Annotated in this window: 16 protein-coding genes and 1 tRNA gene; 6 read left to right on the top strand and 11 right to left on the bottom strand. The window is 67.4% G+C overall.

Annotated features, from left to right (window positions below):
* Nucleotides 1–307 precede the first annotated feature (307 nt).
* Nucleotides 308–667, top strand: a complete 360-nt coding sequence (locus tag QZV72_RS11950; protein ID WP_297008765.1) for an FKBP-type peptidyl-prolyl cis-trans isomerase — start codon at nucleotides 308–310, stop codon at nucleotides 665–667.
* A gap of 177 nt (nucleotides 668–844) precedes the next feature.
* Here QZV72_RS11950 and QZV72_RS11945 read toward each other — a convergent pair whose 3' ends face one another.
* The 4 genes from QZV72_RS11945 to QZV72_RS11930 all read right to left on the bottom strand — a co-directional run bounded on the left by QZV72_RS11945 (nucleotide 845) and on the right by QZV72_RS11930 (nucleotide 4,145).
* Nucleotides 845–1,417, bottom strand: coding sequence for a 2-oxo-4-hydroxy-4-carboxy-5-ureidoimidazoline decarboxylase (locus QZV72_RS11945; RefSeq protein ID WP_297008763.1), 573 nt, complete (start codon nucleotides 1,415–1,417; stop codon nucleotides 845–847).
* A gap of 115 nt (nucleotides 1,418–1,532) precedes the next feature.
* Nucleotides 1,533–2,720 (bottom strand): ABC transporter permease, encoded by a 1,188-nt coding sequence (locus tag QZV72_RS11940; protein WP_297008761.1) that lies wholly within the window; start codon nucleotides 2,718–2,720, stop codon nucleotides 1,533–1,535.
* A complete protein-coding gene (locus QZV72_RS11935) occupies nucleotides 2,717–3,607 on the bottom strand; it encodes an ABC transporter ATP-binding protein (RefSeq protein ID WP_297008759.1) in 891 nt (296 codons plus the stop codon). Before QZV72_RS11935 ends, QZV72_RS11940 begins: the two co-directional genes overlap by 4 nt.
* Nucleotides 3,608–3,875: 268 nt before the next feature.
* A complete protein-coding gene (locus QZV72_RS11930; RefSeq protein ID WP_297008757.1) occupies nucleotides 3,876–4,145 on the bottom strand; it encodes a helix-turn-helix transcriptional regulator in 270 nt (89 codons plus the stop codon).
* A gap of 282 nt (nucleotides 4,146–4,427) precedes the next feature.
* Between QZV72_RS11930 and QZV72_RS11925 the strand changes: the two genes are divergently transcribed.
* From QZV72_RS11925 to QZV72_RS11905, 5 genes are all read left to right on the top strand, one after another.
* On the top strand, nucleotides 4,428–5,369 hold the full coding sequence (locus QZV72_RS11925; RefSeq protein WP_297008755.1) for a hypothetical protein: 942 nt from the start codon (nucleotides 4,428–4,430) through the stop codon (nucleotides 5,367–5,369).
* 167 nt (nucleotides 5,370–5,536) lie between these two features.
* Nucleotides 5,537–6,415 (top strand): aldo/keto reductase, encoded by an 879-nt coding sequence (locus tag QZV72_RS11920; protein ID WP_297008753.1) that lies wholly within the window; start codon nucleotides 5,537–5,539, stop codon nucleotides 6,413–6,415.
* Between the two features lie 94 nt (nucleotides 6,416–6,509).
* Nucleotides 6,510–7,241, top strand: coding sequence for an enoyl-CoA hydratase (locus QZV72_RS11915; protein WP_297008751.1), 732 nt, complete (start codon nucleotides 6,510–6,512; stop codon nucleotides 7,239–7,241).
* A 4-nt stretch (nucleotides 7,242–7,245) separates the two neighbouring features.
* Entirely contained in the window at nucleotides 7,246–9,618 is a 2,373-nt protein-coding gene (locus QZV72_RS11910) for an HAD-IC family P-type ATPase (RefSeq protein WP_297008749.1), read from the top strand.
* Nucleotides 9,619–9,623: 5 nt separating this feature from the next.
* Complete coding sequence (locus tag QZV72_RS11905; RefSeq protein WP_297008747.1) at nucleotides 9,624–10,352, top strand: LLM class flavin-dependent oxidoreductase; 729 nt, start codon at nucleotides 9,624–9,626, stop codon at nucleotides 10,350–10,352.
* A gap of 182 nt (nucleotides 10,353–10,534) precedes the next feature.
* Here QZV72_RS11905 and QZV72_RS11900 read toward each other — a convergent pair.
* The 7 genes from QZV72_RS11900 to QZV72_RS11870 all read right to left on the bottom strand — a co-directional run.
* A tRNA-Arg gene (locus QZV72_RS11900) sits at nucleotides 10,535–10,607 on the bottom strand.
* A gap of 256 nt (nucleotides 10,608–10,863) precedes the next feature.
* The gene (locus QZV72_RS11895) at nucleotides 10,864–12,537 is read right to left on the bottom strand and encodes a cation acetate symporter (RefSeq protein ID WP_297008745.1); all 1,674 of its coding nucleotides are present in this window, start codon (nucleotides 12,535–12,537) and stop codon (nucleotides 10,864–10,866) included.
* Nucleotides 12,538–12,546: 9 nt separating this feature from the next.
* Complete coding sequence (locus tag QZV72_RS11890) at nucleotides 12,547–12,909, bottom strand: DUF485 domain-containing protein (protein WP_297008743.1); 363 nt, start codon at nucleotides 12,907–12,909, stop codon at nucleotides 12,547–12,549.
* 356 nt (nucleotides 12,910–13,265) lie between these two features.
* On the bottom strand, nucleotides 13,266–13,532 hold the full coding sequence (locus tag QZV72_RS11885) for a mycoredoxin (protein ID WP_297008741.1): 267 nt from the start codon (nucleotides 13,530–13,532) through the stop codon (nucleotides 13,266–13,268).
* Between the two features lie 70 nt (nucleotides 13,533–13,602).
* The gene (locus QZV72_RS11880; RefSeq protein WP_297008739.1) at nucleotides 13,603–14,229 is read right to left on the bottom strand and encodes a dihydrofolate reductase; all 627 of its coding nucleotides are present in this window, start codon (nucleotides 14,227–14,229) and stop codon (nucleotides 13,603–13,605) included.
* Nucleotides 14,229–15,050, bottom strand: a complete 822-nt coding sequence (locus QZV72_RS11875; protein WP_297008737.1) for a thymidylate synthase — start codon at nucleotides 15,048–15,050, stop codon at nucleotides 14,229–14,231. The genes QZV72_RS11880 and QZV72_RS11875 overlap by 1 nt, the downstream gene beginning before the upstream one ends.
* Before the next feature lie 57 nt (nucleotides 15,051–15,107).
* The coding region (locus QZV72_RS11870; RefSeq protein ID WP_297008735.1) for a hypothetical protein at nucleotides 15,108–15,529 on the bottom strand (422 nt) is incomplete at its 5' end.

Here is a 15,529-nt window from a genome sequence, read left to right as displayed (position 1 = left end):
ACCGGATTACGGGCCCCGGGCCGTCCGGGGGCACCGGCACGCCCCGGTCCCGTGAGACTCCAGACCCCCGGCCACATCAGATGTGGCCGGGGGTCTGCCGTGTCCGGGAGTGCCGGTGCCGGGGTCCGGAGCGCTGGGGTCCCGCTGGGGTCCGGAGGGCTGGGGGCGTGACGGGCATGTCGGCAGCGTCGGGGGAGCCGGGCCGGGGGACGGTGACGGCGAGGGTACCGTCGCTCCCGTACCTGCGTAACACCGGTGCTGATAGACTGACGCGGTTGTATTCGACGAGAAGAGGAGTGTGACCTTCATGGTCAAGCCGCAGATCGACGCCCAGCAGGGCCCTGCCCCCACAGAACTGGTCATCGAGGACATCACCGTCGGTGACGGTGCGGAGGCTGTCGCCGGTGGCATGGTCGAGGTCCACTACGTGGGCGTCGACTACGAGACCGGCCAGGAGTTCGACTCCTCCTGGGATCGTGGCACCACCATCGAGTTCCCCCTCGCCGGCCTCATCCAGGGCTGGCAGGACGGCATCCCCGGCATGAAGGTCGGCGGACGCCGTAAGCTCACCATCCCCCCGGAGCTGGCCTACGGGCCCGTCGGCAGCGGGAATCCGCTGGGCGGCCGCACCCTGGTCTTCATCATCGACCTCATCGACGCCAAGTAGCGACGTCAGCCAGCGACGCCAGCCAGCGACGCCAGCGGCGTCAACACAGGCTCAGCGGCCTTCCCCGTCCCGTGCGGACAGAGACAGGTCGACGGCGGGGCCCCGGGGTGACTCCCCGGGGCCCCGCCGTCTGCGTGCCGTGGGTCGCCGGAGTGCGCCGACCTTGTGCGGCGGTGGTCAGCCCCGCACCACGCTGCGCAGCCGCAGGGTGTTGATCCTCCCCAGTTCGCGTACCGTGGTCTCCCACTCGGTGACAGTCGGATTGTCGAGCCGACGCCGCAGCAGCCGCAGCACCTCATGACCGCCGATGCCCTGGGCACAGACCAGGAACAGGTGGTGGAACCGGTCCTCGTAGCGGCGGCCCAGGTCGGCGACCTCGGTGAGCACTTCGGGTGGGGACTCGAGGATGAACGACTGCTCCTCCCGTGAGTAGATGTCCGAGGTCTGCTCGCCGAGAACCGGGTGGGCCTGGATGCTGGCGAGCACCTCCACCCGAGGCATGCGGAGCAGTTCCCGGTGGGCGACGTCCAGCAGGTGTTCGAGGTTGCGGAACGGGGCGGCCGCGGCCACCTCTTCACCGAGGGTGGGGTTGTACAGCAGGTCACCGACCAGTGTGGAGATCTGCAGTGGAGTCATCCGGTTCAGTTCCGCCAGGGTGGTGTGGAAGGGGGTCGCCGTGCGGGTCGGGGCGATGAGGCGGGGTTCCGCGGCGTCGGAGGGGGTGTCGGAGATCGTCGGTGATTCGCTCATGACCACAGGTAACTCCCCCATCATTTCGGCACTGTTACGGTGCGGTGACTCCGAAAGTTAACCCACCGTCAGTAGCGTTAACTGGCAGTGTCCCGGGTTCACCGGCGTGGGGAGGTTACGCCTGCCGCAGCGCGCGCATCCACGTCAACCGACGACCGTTGTTGAGGATCGATCCGCGGTAGATCCGCGCCACGACCACCAGTACGAGGAACGTCACCACCGCGAGCAGCAGGAAAGACGCCACCAGGCCCGGGAACGACAGGTTCCCCGCCGCATACTGCATCGGCGCGACACCCATCGACATCGGCGGTACCCAGGTCAGTACCTGCATCAGGGGGGAATCCAACGCGGCGAAGCCGAAGATCGGCGGGTACATCACCGCGAAGAACAGGATCATCACCGGCATCTGTGTGCTGCTGAGATCCTCGGCCTTGCTCACCAACGCACCGGCCGCCGCGTACAGGGCACTGAAGAACAGCATGCCGAGCAGGTAGGAGACCAGCAGAACCCCGACGGTCACCGGCGGCAGGGACACATCCCCCGCCATCCCGGTGGCGGCCAGTGCCCCGAGCCCGGCACCCAGGATCACCGCGGTGCACACGAACCCCACGATGAGCATCGCGAGGACCTTGCCGAGCAGGAGGTCGAGGGGGCGGATCGTCGCCAGGATGATCTCCACGACCCGGGAGGACTTCTCCTCGGTCACCCGACCCCCCACGGCGGCGGAGAACGTCATGATGAACATGAGGATGACCATCGTGCCCGTCATCGTCGTGACGACCGCGGGCAGTGTGTCGTCGGTGGCCTCGTCGGAGACGTCGACGGTCGTCACCGATGCGTCCGGCAGAGCGGCGCTGAAGTCCGCAGGGTCGACCCCGATGGCGTCCAGCGCCTCCACCTGTGCGACGGAGGACGCCGTGATGTTCGCCGCGGCGACCAGTGCCGCGTCCGGTGTGCCATCACTGACCAGTTCGAATCCGGTGCCGGAGCGGATGAGTGCGGCGTCCTTCCCGTCGTCGGTCACCGCATCGACAGCGGCGTCGCGGTCAGGGACCCCGGTGACGTCGATGCCTCCACCGACAGCGACGGAGACCGTGGTGGCGTCGATCCCGGCGACCGCGAGCGAGGGATTGCCCTCGTCATCGTCGCCGAGCCAACTGAGGAGGAAAACACCACCGACGACCGCTACGAAGATGAGGGTGGCGGTGATGATCAGGCCCCTGCTGCGCATCGCGACCTGGATCTCGCGGGCGGTGACGGTGCGGATCGCGCGGATACGGGACCCCCGTGGTGACATGGTCATGAGTTCACGACCTCCTTGAACAGTTCGGTGAGATCGGGGACGAGGCGGGTGAAACCGTGGACCGGGCCGGCGGCCAACGCAGCGGTGAGGATGTCCTGGTCGTCGACGTCGCCGGCGTCGAGGATGACGGCGTCGGACGTGATGTCGGTGACGGTGGTGCCCGCCGGATACCAGTCGCGGGCGGCGGTGCGGACCTCGAAGCGGACCGGGCCGTTACTGCGCAGTTCATCGACGGTGCCCTCGGCCCGCATCTCACCGTGGGTGATGATGCCGACGCGGTCGCACAGTCGTTGGACCAGATCGAGCTGGTGGGAGGAGAACAACACCGGGATTCCCTCGGCGGCCTTCTGCTCCAGCATGTCGCTCATCACGGAGACGGCGACCGGGTCGAGTCCGCTGAACGGTTCATCGAGGATCAGCAGTTCCGGGCCGTGGACGAGACTCGCGGCGAGTTGGACGCGCTGCTGGTTGCCCAGGGACAGCTCCTGGAGCTTGGCCCCGGCCCGGTCGGCGAGGCCGAGCTGGTCGAGCAGGTCCGTCGCAGACGCTGCCGCGGCCTGCGGGGACAGCCCGTGGAGTTTGCCGAAGAACGCCAGTTGGTCGGCGATGCGTTCCTTGTCGTAGAGGCCGCGTTCCTCCGGCATGTAGCCGATGGTGCGGCGGATGTCGTCGTTGATCCGGACGCCGTCGACGCGCGCCTCACCGGAGTCCGCCGTGAGCACTCCGAGCGTGATGCGCATGGCGGTGGACTTTCCGGCGCCGTTGGAGCCGACGAATCCGTAGATCTCGCCCGCCGCCACGGTGAAGGACAGATTGGTCAGGGCCCGGACGGTGTCGTCGCCGGTGCCGAAGGTCTTGGTGAGATGGTCAAGTTCCAGGGTGGGCATCATTGCTCCTCGATGTCGGTGGTTCCATTGTCCGTGATTGCGGAGGGGCCGCGGGTACCGGGCCGAAGGTCGGCGATCCGAGGAAGACCCTGATGAGCAGGTCGGTGCGTTTCCGTGTCCGCCACGTCGGCAGTGAGTAAGCGACGTTGTCGCTGCGTACGCGCCGCTTCTCGGCCTGTCGGTCCGGGTAGCGGCTGCTAAAGGCGGGCATTCTCGTCATCAGCGGGGAAGCGTCCGTGGTGCTCATGGTCGGTGGGGACGGGGCGGGTCATGAGGGTTCCTTCCTGTCGTACCGGTAGATCTCGGTGGACATGGGGCCGAACGGGGTGCGGCTGAACACGGCCTCGACCGGGAGGGCGAAGACCTCGCAGATGCGGAACGCGAGGTCGAGGCTGGGGGAGTGGTCCCCGCGTTCCAGTGCGCCGACGGTCTGGGGGTTGACGCCTGTCAGCTCGGCGAGCTGTGCCCGGGACATGTCCCGTTCCGCGCGCAGCACCCGGACCCGGTTGTGGATCACAGCCTTCTTCTTTGGGTACACACTTCAGAGCGTTGTGTAAACCCAACGACTTGTCAATTGTCTACATCAGGGTGGCGTCCTCCCCCGCAGCGTCCCTGCGTCCTTCCTGCGTCCTCCCGGAGGTTGCGTCCCCGGATCAAGCAGCTCGTGGCAGCGAAGGCGGGAATCGGGGATGCAAACGTCGGAGGGCTGTTGCCGGGGGCACGGGCACACGTCAGGCAGGGAGTGGCGGCATACCCCGCGGTCCCGTAATCTGAGCGGAGCTGCGGGGGGTCGCAGCACAACAGGGGAAATGGGGGAACCATGAACACCGAGAAGCGGTTCTGGCGTACGAGCCATCTGCTCGCAGCCGGTATGACCAGGCACGGGATCACCCGGGCAGTCCAGAAGAAAGAGCTCTTCAAGGTCGTACACGGGGTGTGGTCGACCCGCGAGCCGACGGACGAGATCAGGCTCGGGTGCCTGGCCGCGACCAGACCGGGCCTGGTCTACACCGCGGAGACCGCAGCCTTCCTCTACGGACTGACCGACCTCTCCTGGCCGGGTACAGCCAAGGTGCCGAGGGGAACCAGCCACGACGGCGGCGGTCTGCTGAGACTGTCGACCGGGGCGTCCCGCAGGTCCAGGGTGCTCCGGGACATCCCCCTGGCATCCCCGCTGGAGACGGCGGTCGAACTCTCACTTCCGGATTCTGACCTGCGGACATTTCTGCAGGAGCAGTACTGCGGAGTCACAGGGAATGACGTCCTGGCCGAGGATCTCGCCGCGCTCCCCCCGAAGCGGAGGGGGCGGGCGGCGGAGCTGCTCGACGGCCTGATCACCGGCACGGCGAGCCACCTGGAGCTGAGGGCGGTGACGGCCGTCATCGGTGCACTCGACGGCATCGACGTGGAGGTGACCGTCAACGGAATGGTTGAGGGCTACCGCTTCGACATCGTCATCCCAGATGCGGACGTCGTCATCGAGATCGACAGTTTCGCCTACCACGGGGAGGGCGGGACGTTCACGACGGAGGACAGTCACCTGAAGGAGCGGTGGAAGAAGAACGCTGCGGCCCGTTTCGGCTGGACCGTGCTGTCCTACACCGACCGTTGCATCGACTTCACGCTGACGTACACGTTGAGCGAGATCGTGGACACCGTCCGCTACAACCTGAGGTATCCGCGCACGCGCCGGAAGCGGACCGATGAGGACCGCATCCGGACGGATTCGCCGGTGCACACCTGGAATCCGCTGCTGCTGTAGGGGCGGGGCCGGTTGGCTGGCCCCGTTCGGCTCGTGCCGATCGGAGTTCGCGTCCCCGGATCGCCTGATCTGTGGCGGCGACGGTGGAATTCGGGGACGCGAACGTCGGCGGCGGGGACGCGGGGACATGAGGACATGAGGACATGAGGACGCGTACAACGGGGACCATGACTGAATCGCAGAACACTCCGACCGGCACCGTCACCCTCAACGACGGCCACACCATCCCGCAGCTCGGCCTCGGCGTGTGGGAACTCACCCCCGAGCAGGCGTACACCTCCACCCGCGCCGCGATCGCCGCCGGCATCCGCCACATCGACACCGCCGCCGGCTACGGCAACGAGGCCAACGTCGGCCGCGCCGTGGCCGACGCCATCGAGGCTGGCGAGGTCACCCGCGACGACCTGTTCATCACCACCAAGCTCTGGAACGCTGACCAGGGGTTCGACGAGGCCACCGCCGCCATCGACACCTCACTCGCCAACCTCGGCCTCGACCACGTCGACCTCTGGCTCATCCACTGGCCGGTCCAGCCCTGGGGCCGCTACGTCGACACCTGGCGCGCCTTGATCGCCGCACGTGAGGCCGGCAAGACCACCAGCATCGGCGTCTCGAACTTCTTCCCCGAGGTGCTCGACGAGATCATCGCCGCGACCGGCGTCACCCCGGCGGTCAACCAGATCGAGATCCACCCGGGCTTCTCGCAGCCCGAGCAGCGCGCCGACAACACCGCCCGCGGTATCGTCACCGAATCGTGGTCTCCGCTGGGGCGTGGCGTCCTCGATCATCCGACGGTGACCGCCATCGCGGACGCGCACGGCGTCACCCCGGCGCAGGTGATCATCCGGTGGCACCTCGACCAGGGACTCGTGGTCTTCCCCCGGTCGAAGAACCCGGAGCGTGTCGCGGAGAACGCGGCGGTCGGCGGGTTCACACTCACCGCCGAGGAGATCGCCGGGATCACCGCGATCGACGGGGACACCGCCTACGCGGGTCGAATCGGTGGTGACCCGCGCACCGCGGTCTTCGGCACGCCGCTGGCCTGACCCTGCCTGAACCTGCCTGACCCTGCCTGATCCGGCACGCCGCTGGCCTGACCCTGCCTGACACGGATCGCCGGAATGGGGGACAATGGTCCCCATGACTGAATCCGCGGTGTCACTGGAGATCGACGGGCGGGTGGCGGTGGTCACCCTCATCCGACCGGAACGCAGAAATGCGCTGGACGCCGAGGTGTGCACGCAGCTCACCACCGCCCTGGAGGACGCCACCTCCGGAGGCGCCGTGCGTGCGGTCCTGTTGCGGGGCGAGGGCCCTGCCTTCTGTGCCGGTGCGAACCTCAAGGGCGGGGTCTACGCCGACAATTTCTTCGCAGCGCTCGAACGCATGCTGACCACCGTCACCGATCTTCCGGTCCCGGTCATCGCCGACATCCAGGGTCCGGCCGTCGGCGCGGGTTGCCAGCTCGCCCTGGCCTGTGACCTGCGCGTGGCGGGGGCTGGCGCGCGGATCTGGATCCCCGCGGTCCACCACGGCTTCGCCCTGGACGCCTGGACCGTACAGCGGGCGGTTGAGCTGCTCGGCGGGTCGACCGCCCGCAACATGCTCGTCGCCGGCGTCCAGGTCGACCAGACTGCCGCCCTGACCTGTGGGTTCGCCACCCTGTCCGGTACGTCTGCGGACGCCCTGGCTTTCGCCCACCGCGTCGCCGCCCAGGCGCCCCTGTCGACTGCGTGGTTCAAGAGGGCCCTCAACCACCCCGGGGCCCCGGGACTCACCGAGGAGGCGGCGGCCTGCTGGGCGAGCCGGGACGTCCGGGAAGCCCGGGACGCCCGTGACAATAACCGTGCCCCGGTGTTCGAGGGGCGGTGACCGCGTGCCTGAGAAGCTCACCGGACTCACCACCGACGAGGTGGCGCAGCGCGTGCGCGACGGCCGCGTCAACGTCACCGGCAGGGGCACGGGGCGCAGCGTCCTGCAGATCATCCGTGCGAACGTCTTCACCCGGGTCAATGCGATCCTCGGCGTCCTGTGCGCCATCGTCCTGTCGACCGGTTCATGGATCAATGCGGCGTTCGGCCTGCTCATCATCGCGAACTCGGCGATCGGCGTCATCCAGGAGCTGCGGGCGAAGCGGACCCTCGACAGTCTGAGAATCGTGGGGGAGACGCAGCCGACGGTTCTGCGTGACGGGGAGCGGTTGACCGTCCACCAGAGTGAGGTCGTCGAGGGCGATCTCATCGTACTGGGGTCGGGTGACGAGGTCGTCGTCGACGGACCGGTGCTCGACGGCGCGTTCTCGGTCGACGAGTCGCAACTCACCGGCGAAGCTGACCCGGTGCACAAGGAGGACGGTGAGGAGCTGCGCTCCGGGTCGTACGTCACGTCCGGCCACGGCGTCTACCGGGCGGAGAAGGTCGGCGACGAGGCCTACGCCGCCCGGCTCGCCGCGCAGGCGAGCGAGTTCTCATTGACGGATTCGGTGCTGATGAACGGCATCAACTCCATTCTGAAGGTCATCACCTGGCTGTTGATCCCCACCGGCGTCCTGACGATCTGGACGCAGCTGGTGCGCTCCGGTACGGACGTGAAGGAGTCCATCCTGTCGATGGCCGCGGCGATCGTGCCGATGGTGCCGGAGGGGCTGGTGCTGATGACGTCCATCGCCTTCGCCGCCGGCGTGGTCAGGCTGGGGAGGTACAGGGCACTGGTCAACGAACTTGTCGCGATCGAGGGACTGGCCAGGGTCGATACGGTGTGCACGGACAAGACCGGCACACTGACGACCAATGAGATGGAACTGGACGGGGTCCACGCCGCCGACGGTTCCGAGGCCCCGGTGGAGCTCCGTGACGCCCTCGGCAGGCTGGTCGCCACCCAGCAGGACCGCAACGACACCTCCGAGGCGATCGGTGCGGCGATTCCCGCCGAGCCGCTGACCGGAACCGAGATCCCCTTCAACTCACGCTACAAGTACTCGGGTGTGCAGACCGCCGACGTCGCCTGGATCCTCGGTGCCCCGGACGTTCTCCTCGCGCCCGGCAGTGAGGCCGCGGCGACAGCGAAGTCGCTCGGTGACGAGGGGCTGCGCGTCCTGGCCTTCGGCAGGGTCCCAGGGACACTCGCCGCGCCGGGGGAGGACGCCACCATGGCGGACGCCCCGACGCTGCAGGAGCCCGCACTGGTCACACTGCGTCAGCAGCTGCGTCCGGACGCCAGGGAGACGCTCGACTACTTCGCCGAGCAGAATGTCGACCTGAAGATCATCTCCGGCGACAATCCGGACTCGGTGAAGGCCGTGGCAGCCGGGGCGACCGACCGTGATCTCGTCGCCGTCGACGCCCGCGAGCTCACCGACCTGTCCGAGAAGGACTTCGACGCTGAGATCGCCCGGGCGAATGTGTTCGGCCGGGTGTCCCCGGAGCAGAAGCAGCAGATGGTCGAGTCGCTGCACCGTGCCGGCCGGACCGTCGCGATGACCGGTGACGGTGTCAACGACGTGCTCGCCCTGAAGAAGGCGGACATCGGTGTGGCGATGGGTTCCGGCTCGGCGGCGACCCGGTCGGTTGCGCAGCTGGTGTTGTTGACCAACCGGTTCTCCGCGTTGCCGAAGGTCGTGGCTGAGGGACGTCGTGTCATCGGGAACATCGAACGGGTGGCGAACCTCTTCCTCACGAAGACCGTGTACTCGGTGGTGCTGGCCCTGGTGGTCGGCATCCTGGGGATCTCCTTCCCGTTCCAGCCGATCCACGTCACCATCGTCGGGTGGTTCACCATCGGGATCCCGGCGTTCATCCTGTCGTTGGCGCCGAACACGGAGCGTCCCCGGGACGGTTTCGTGAGGCGGGTGCTGTCACTGGCGTTGCCGTCGGGGCTCCTGGTCGGTGGAATTGCGGTCGGGATGTGGATCGCGGTGTACCCGGGCGGCGACGCCCCGCAGATCGAGCGTGACCGGGCGGGAACCGCGGTGCTGTTGGCGTTGATCATCATGAGCCTGTGGGTGCTGGGGATCGTGGCGCGTCCGCTGAACCGGTGGAAGGTGCTGCTGCTGTGTGGCTGCGTGGTCGGCTATCTGGTGATCTTCACGGTGCCTTTCGTGCGTGACATGGTGTTGCTGGAGCCGGGGGACGCATCGTTGATGGTGACCGGTGCGATGGTCGGGGCCGGTGGCGCGGTGGTCATCGAGGTGGTGTACCGGGTGATGGCGACGGTGCGGGCGAAACGGCCGGAGGTGCCGCCCGTAAAGTAGTTGACATGTCACCTAAGCGGGTGCATGATCCGGCCGTCGACTTCGGCATCTTCACCATCGGCGACGTCACCACCGACCCCACCACCGGTCGCACCCCGACCGAGCACGAGCGCATCACCGCCACCGCCCTGATCGCCGCCAATGGCCCGGTGCGCCTGGCCGAGGACCACGCCTACGCCCGGCACCTCACCGAGGGCCGCCTCGACCTCATGCTCGGCCGCGGTAACACCGGCCCGGTCTACCCGTGGTTCGGCGGGGACATCCGCCAGGGCATGCCGCTGGCCGTCGAGAAGTACCACCTGTTGCGTCGGCTGTGGCGCGAGGAGAACATGAACTGGAAGGGCGAGTTCCGCACCCCGCTGCAGGGCTTCACCTCCACCCCGCGTCCCCTCGACGGTGCCCCGCCGTTCGTGTGGTACGGCTCGATCCGCTCCCCGGAGATCGCCGAGCAGGCCGCGCACTACGGTGACGGGTTCTTCCACGACAACATCTTCTGGAACATCGAGCACACCCGGCGCATGGTCCGGCTGTACCACCAGCGCTTCGAGCACTACGGCCGCGGTGCTCGCGAGGAGGCGGTCCTGGAGCAGATCGAGATCCTCGGCGCCGAGGTTGTCCCGGTGCTGCGTCGTGAGCTGGAGGCGCGGCGTCCGGTGAACGTGCCCTCGGAACCGCTCCAGGACGGCCTGCGGTCCGTTGGGCCGTCGGCGGGCCTGCCGGGGGAGGAGCCGTGAGGACGCTCGTCGTCGTCAACGCCGGTCTGGGTGATCCTTCGACGGCCAGGCGGGTCGCCGGCCGCATCGTGGACGCCGCGGTGCACCGGGTGAACGCCGCAGGTGCGGGAGTGGTCGGTGACATGCGACGAGGGCATACCGCCGTGGTGACGAAATGCCCTCTGACCTGCTGTCGAACGTTGTGCCCCAGGGCAGATTCGAACTGCCGACACCCGCTTTAGGAGAGCGGTGCTCTATCCCCTGAGCTACTGGGGCGCACCGCGTCAGTGTACCGCACACCGTCTTCACCTGTGTCACCGGGCACCCTCAGACAGTCCTGATCTGCGAGTGGTGGCACTCCCCGCCTGTGGCATGACCCCCGGCACCGGTGGGGGCGGGGGTCACGGGGCGCGCCGGTGGTCCATGAGCGCGGGTACAGGTGGTGCGGTGGTGTGGTGCTGTGGGCGGTACAGGTGGTGTGGTGCTGTGGGCGGTACAGGTGGTGTGGGTGGTGTGCCGGCAGAGTCGGTGACTAGTGGCTGACCGGAGCCTCGACTCCGACACCGGTGAGGGAGCGGACCTCCATCTCGGCCTGGAGAGCCTCCTTGTGGTCGGGCTTGCCCAGGTAGGTGCCCAGGACCGCGAGACCGAAGCCGAGCGGGACGGAGATGATCGCCGGGTTGGTCAGCGGGATGAACGACCAGTCCGCGTTCTCGAACATGGCGCCCTTGGCGCCGGAGACGGCGTCGGAGAAGATCAGGACGACCAGGGCGGAGATCAGGCCTCCGTAGGTGGACCAGACAGCGCCGGTGGTGTTGAACTTCTTCCAGTACAGGGAGAAGAGGATGGTCGGCAGGTTCGCGGATGCGGCGACACAGAAGGCCAGGGAGACCAGGAAGGCCACGTTCTGGTCCATGGCCAGGATGCCGAGGACCACCGAGACCACGCCGAGGACGACGACGGTGATCTTGGACACCCGGACCTGCTCCTCCTCGGTGGACTCGCCGTTACGGATGACCGAGTGGTAGAGGTCGTGCGCCACGGATGCCGAGGCGGTGATCGCCAGGCCGGCGACCACTGCGAGCACGGTGGCGAAGGCGACCGCGGAGATCAGGGCCATGAAGAGCGAACCGCCGAGTTCGAAGGCGAGGAGCGGGGCTGCGGAGTTCGCGCCACCGGCGGCCTCCTTGATCCGCTCCGGGCCGACCTTCCAGGCGGCGGCGTAGCCGACGACCAGGGTCATCAGGTAGAAAGCGCCGATGAGGACGATGGCCCAGACCACGGACTTACGGGCTTCCTTGGCCGTCGGGACGGTGTAGAAGCGCATGAGGACGTGGGGCAGCCCGGCGGTGCCGAGGCAGAGTGCGAGGCCCAGGGAGATGAAATCGAGCTTGTGCTGTATGTCGGCGCCGTACTTCATGCCCGGGTCGAGGATGGCGGTGGGATCGTAGGCGGGTTCCTTCCCGAAGACAGCGCTGTCGGGGTCGGCCAGTTTGGTGTTGTAGTCCCGGTGAGCGTCAACCGCGTTCTGCAGCAGCTCGGAGAAGTTGCCCTTCACCATCACGGCGACGATGACGACCATCATGAACACGCCGAAGATGAGCAGGACGGCCTTGATCATCTGGACGTAGGTGGTGCCCTTCATGCCGCCGATGAGGACGTAGGCGATCATCACTGCTCCGACGATGACAATGATGAGGGCCTGGAAGGATTTCTCGTGGATGTTCAGCAGGGTCGAGACCAGTGCACCGGCGCCCGCCATCTGCGCGATGAGGTAGAACAGTGTCACGCCGAGGGTGGCGAAGGACGCGGCGAGGCGCACCGGACGCTGCTTCAGGCGGAAGGACAGTACGTCCGCCATGGTGAATTTACCGGTGTTGCGCAGTGGCTCAGCGACGAGCAGTAGGGCGATGACCCATGCGACGAAGAAGCCGATCGAGTAGAGGAATCCGTCGTAACCGGTCAGGGCGACGGAGCCGACGATACCGAGGAAGGACGCCGCCGACAGGTAGTCTCCGGCGATGGCGAGGCCGTTCTGGGTGCCGTTGAAACTGGCGCCACCGGTGTAGAAGTCGGAGGCGGAGGACGTCTTCTTGCCGACCCGGGTCACGATGGTCATCGTCACCACGATGAACGCGATGAAGATGATGATGTTGAGTACGGGGTTGCCGGCGTCGGCGTCTGCGGCGAGGTAGTTGATGTTCATGGTGCTCCCTTACGCAGTCTTCGTGTCGGAGTAGGGGCCGGTGTGCTCGAGGCGGTTGCGGATGTCTTCGGTGCGCGGCTCAAGCTCGCGGTCAGCGAACTTCACGTAGACGTACGTGATGAGGAAGGTCGTGACGAACTGCAGCAGACCCAGGATGATGCCGAGGTTGATGTTCCCCCAGATCTTGTTCGCGTAGACGTCCGGGGCGAACATCGCGAAGATGATGTACAGCAGGAACCAGACGATGGCGGCGATGGTGACGGGGAAGGTGAAGGCGCGGCGCTTGTTGCGCAGCTCCCGGAACTCCGCACTCTGCTGAGTCGCGATGAATTCCTCGGCAGTTGGTGTGTGCCGGGGGTCGGGTGTCGACATGGGCTCCCTTTCGTGTTCGGTGATCCCTTGACTTGACGGATATCGAGCATGTCGCGCGCACGGCCCCCTGAGTCGTGGGGAGGTACCGGAGGGGGTACTGAGTGACAGCTGTCACAGACGTGCTGCGGATGGGAGATAAGTTACAGAAGTGTGCGAAGTCATTTCAATAATAAATGGAAAATCGCCCCCCGGGCGGTTCGCTCCACCCCCGTGGAATTGTGTGACGTGCGGCGACGCGAACCCCACAGGGGGTGCTCCCCGGCACATCTGCAGTGGTCAGACCATAAAGCTGCGTAACGAGATACTGTCGGAAATATGCACAACCCCCCGCAGTGCAGATCAGTTGCGGTCCCCGGTCAGTTGGCGTCCCCGGTCAATTCTGCGACACGGCGTCGGACCTGACCGGCCGGCGGGTTGGTGGCGTAGGAGCCGTCAGCGTATCTCACGGTCGGGACCACCCGGTTGCCGTTGTTGACGGATTCGACCCAGGCTGAGGCGTCCGCGTCCTCCTCGACGTCGATGCGGGTGTAGCCGGTGCCGGAACGGTCGAGACTGTCGACCAGTGACGAGCAGAACGGGCACCAGGTGGTGGTGTACAGGGTGACGACGGGTGAGTCCGCCATAACGGGGTCCTTTCAGGAGCCGGCGACGCGGCCGGGTACGGGGCGACGGGTGGAAAGAGAGTGGACAGGGTCAGGAACGGTCCCGGGTGAAGTCGCAGATCCGGTAGCGGACCGGATGCTCCCCGGTCAGGGCGGTGCCCCGTGCGGAGGTGAGCCACGGGCCGTCGTGGGCGGTGAAACCCGGCTCGACCCGCATGTCCGGAGCATAGACCCGGAACCGGTCGGGGGCACCGCAGTCGATCTCGGTGACGACGACCCGGTCGGCGACCCGCACACACTGCCGGTAGACGTGCCCGCCGCCGAGGATCCATACGGTGGACGCCCCGGTGTCCACCGCGGCGCGTCCGGCGGCGAGCACGGCGTCCGGCAGGGAGGTGTGGACCGTTCCCCCTGGAGCGTCGTAGTCGGCGTCCCGCGTGATGATGTGGTTGTCGCGGCCGGGCAGCGGGCGGAACCGCGGGTCCAGTGCCTCCCAGGACACGCGCCCCATCACCACCGGTGTCCCCATGGTGGAGGACTGGAAGTGTGCGAGGTCCTCGGGCAGGTACCAGGGCATGTCGTCGCCGTCGCCGATGACACCGCCGGTGGTCTGGGCCCAGATCATGCCGATCTCCACGTCGGCCGGGAAGTCGGGGAGGTCGGCCCGGGTGATCTGCGGCCGCGCGGCGAAGGTGGCCCTGCTTTCCGCGGTGCCCATCAGACAGCCACCGGGGCCTTGATGCCGGGGTGGGGGTCGTAGCCTGTGACGACGATGTCGTCGAAACCGTAGGAGAAGAGGTCGGGGGCCCGGCGGAGTCGGAGGGTGGGGTAGGGCCGCGCTTCCCGGGAGAGCTGCAGTTCGACCTGCTCGACGTGGTTGTCGTAGATGTGGCAGTCGCCGCCGGTCCACACGAACTCGCCGACCTCCAGCCCCGCCTGCTGGGCGAACATGTGGGTGAGGATGGCGTAGGACGCGATGTTGAACGGAACGCCGAGGAACATGTCCGCGCTGCGCTGGTACAGCTGGCAGGACAGCTTCCCGTCGGCGACGTAGAGCTGGAACAGGAGGTGGCACGGCGGTAGAGCCATGTTCTCCAGTTCGGCGACGTTCCAGGCGGAGACGATGTTGCGCCGGGAGTCCGGGTTGTTCTTCAGTGTCTCCAGGGCGCGTGTGATCTGGTCGATGTGCCGACCGTCCGGGGTGGGCCAGCTGCGCCACTGGACGCCGTACACCGGGCCGAGCTCGCCGGACCCGTCGGCCCACTCGTCCCAGATGCTCACGTTGTTCTCGTGCAGCCAGGAGACGTTCGAGTCGCCGCGGAGGAACCACAGCAGTTCGCCGACAATGGAGTGCAGGTGCACCTTTTTCGTGGTGATCAGCGGGAAGCCGTCTGTCAGACTGAAGCGCATCTGGCGGGCGAACAGGCTGCGGGTGCCGGTGCCGGTACGGTCGTCCTTGTGGACGCCGTGCGCCAGGATCTCACGGAGGAGGTCCTCATAGGGGGTGGGGACGGGGGAGACCGGTGGTGCGACGCTCATGCACACCAGGATAGGCGGCCGGCACCGGGGACGGTGGACGCGGGGTCTGACCCGGGCTCAGTCCGAGACGGACTGTTCCGGCCAGTCTCCGTCGAGGGTCGCCAGCTGGTCGAGGAACAGGTCGACGCACTGCCGCCAGTGGCGGCGGGACGCCGCGGTCAGGTCCCCGGTACCGGTGATCTCCACACCCGACGCACGGAACGTCCGGGGCGCGGGGTCGGCGCCGGCCGGCCGGTTCATCTCCGCGGCGCGGCGGTGCAGTCGGGCGGACGCGGCGATGGTGAGGGCGCTGATGTGGGAGACGGCGAAGACGACCTGCTGCCGGGTGTAGCCGAGTGCGGTCAGTCGGTCGAGGATCCGGTGGGAGTCGGGCCATATTCTCCTCAGCAGGCCGGAGAAGGTGCCGAAGGTCCGGTCGAGGCCCGGGTACCGGGTGAACAACCGCCAGTCGAATTCGGCGACGGTGTCGAGGACCTCCC

The sequence above is a fragment of the uncultured Corynebacterium sp. genome, from assembly GCF_902782855.1.
Classification (GTDB): Bacteria; Actinomycetota; Actinomycetes; order Mycobacteriales; family Mycobacteriaceae; genus Corynebacterium.
The sequence above is the reverse complement of the archived record's forward strand: the minus strand, read 5'-3'. Positions and strand labels throughout refer to the sequence as shown.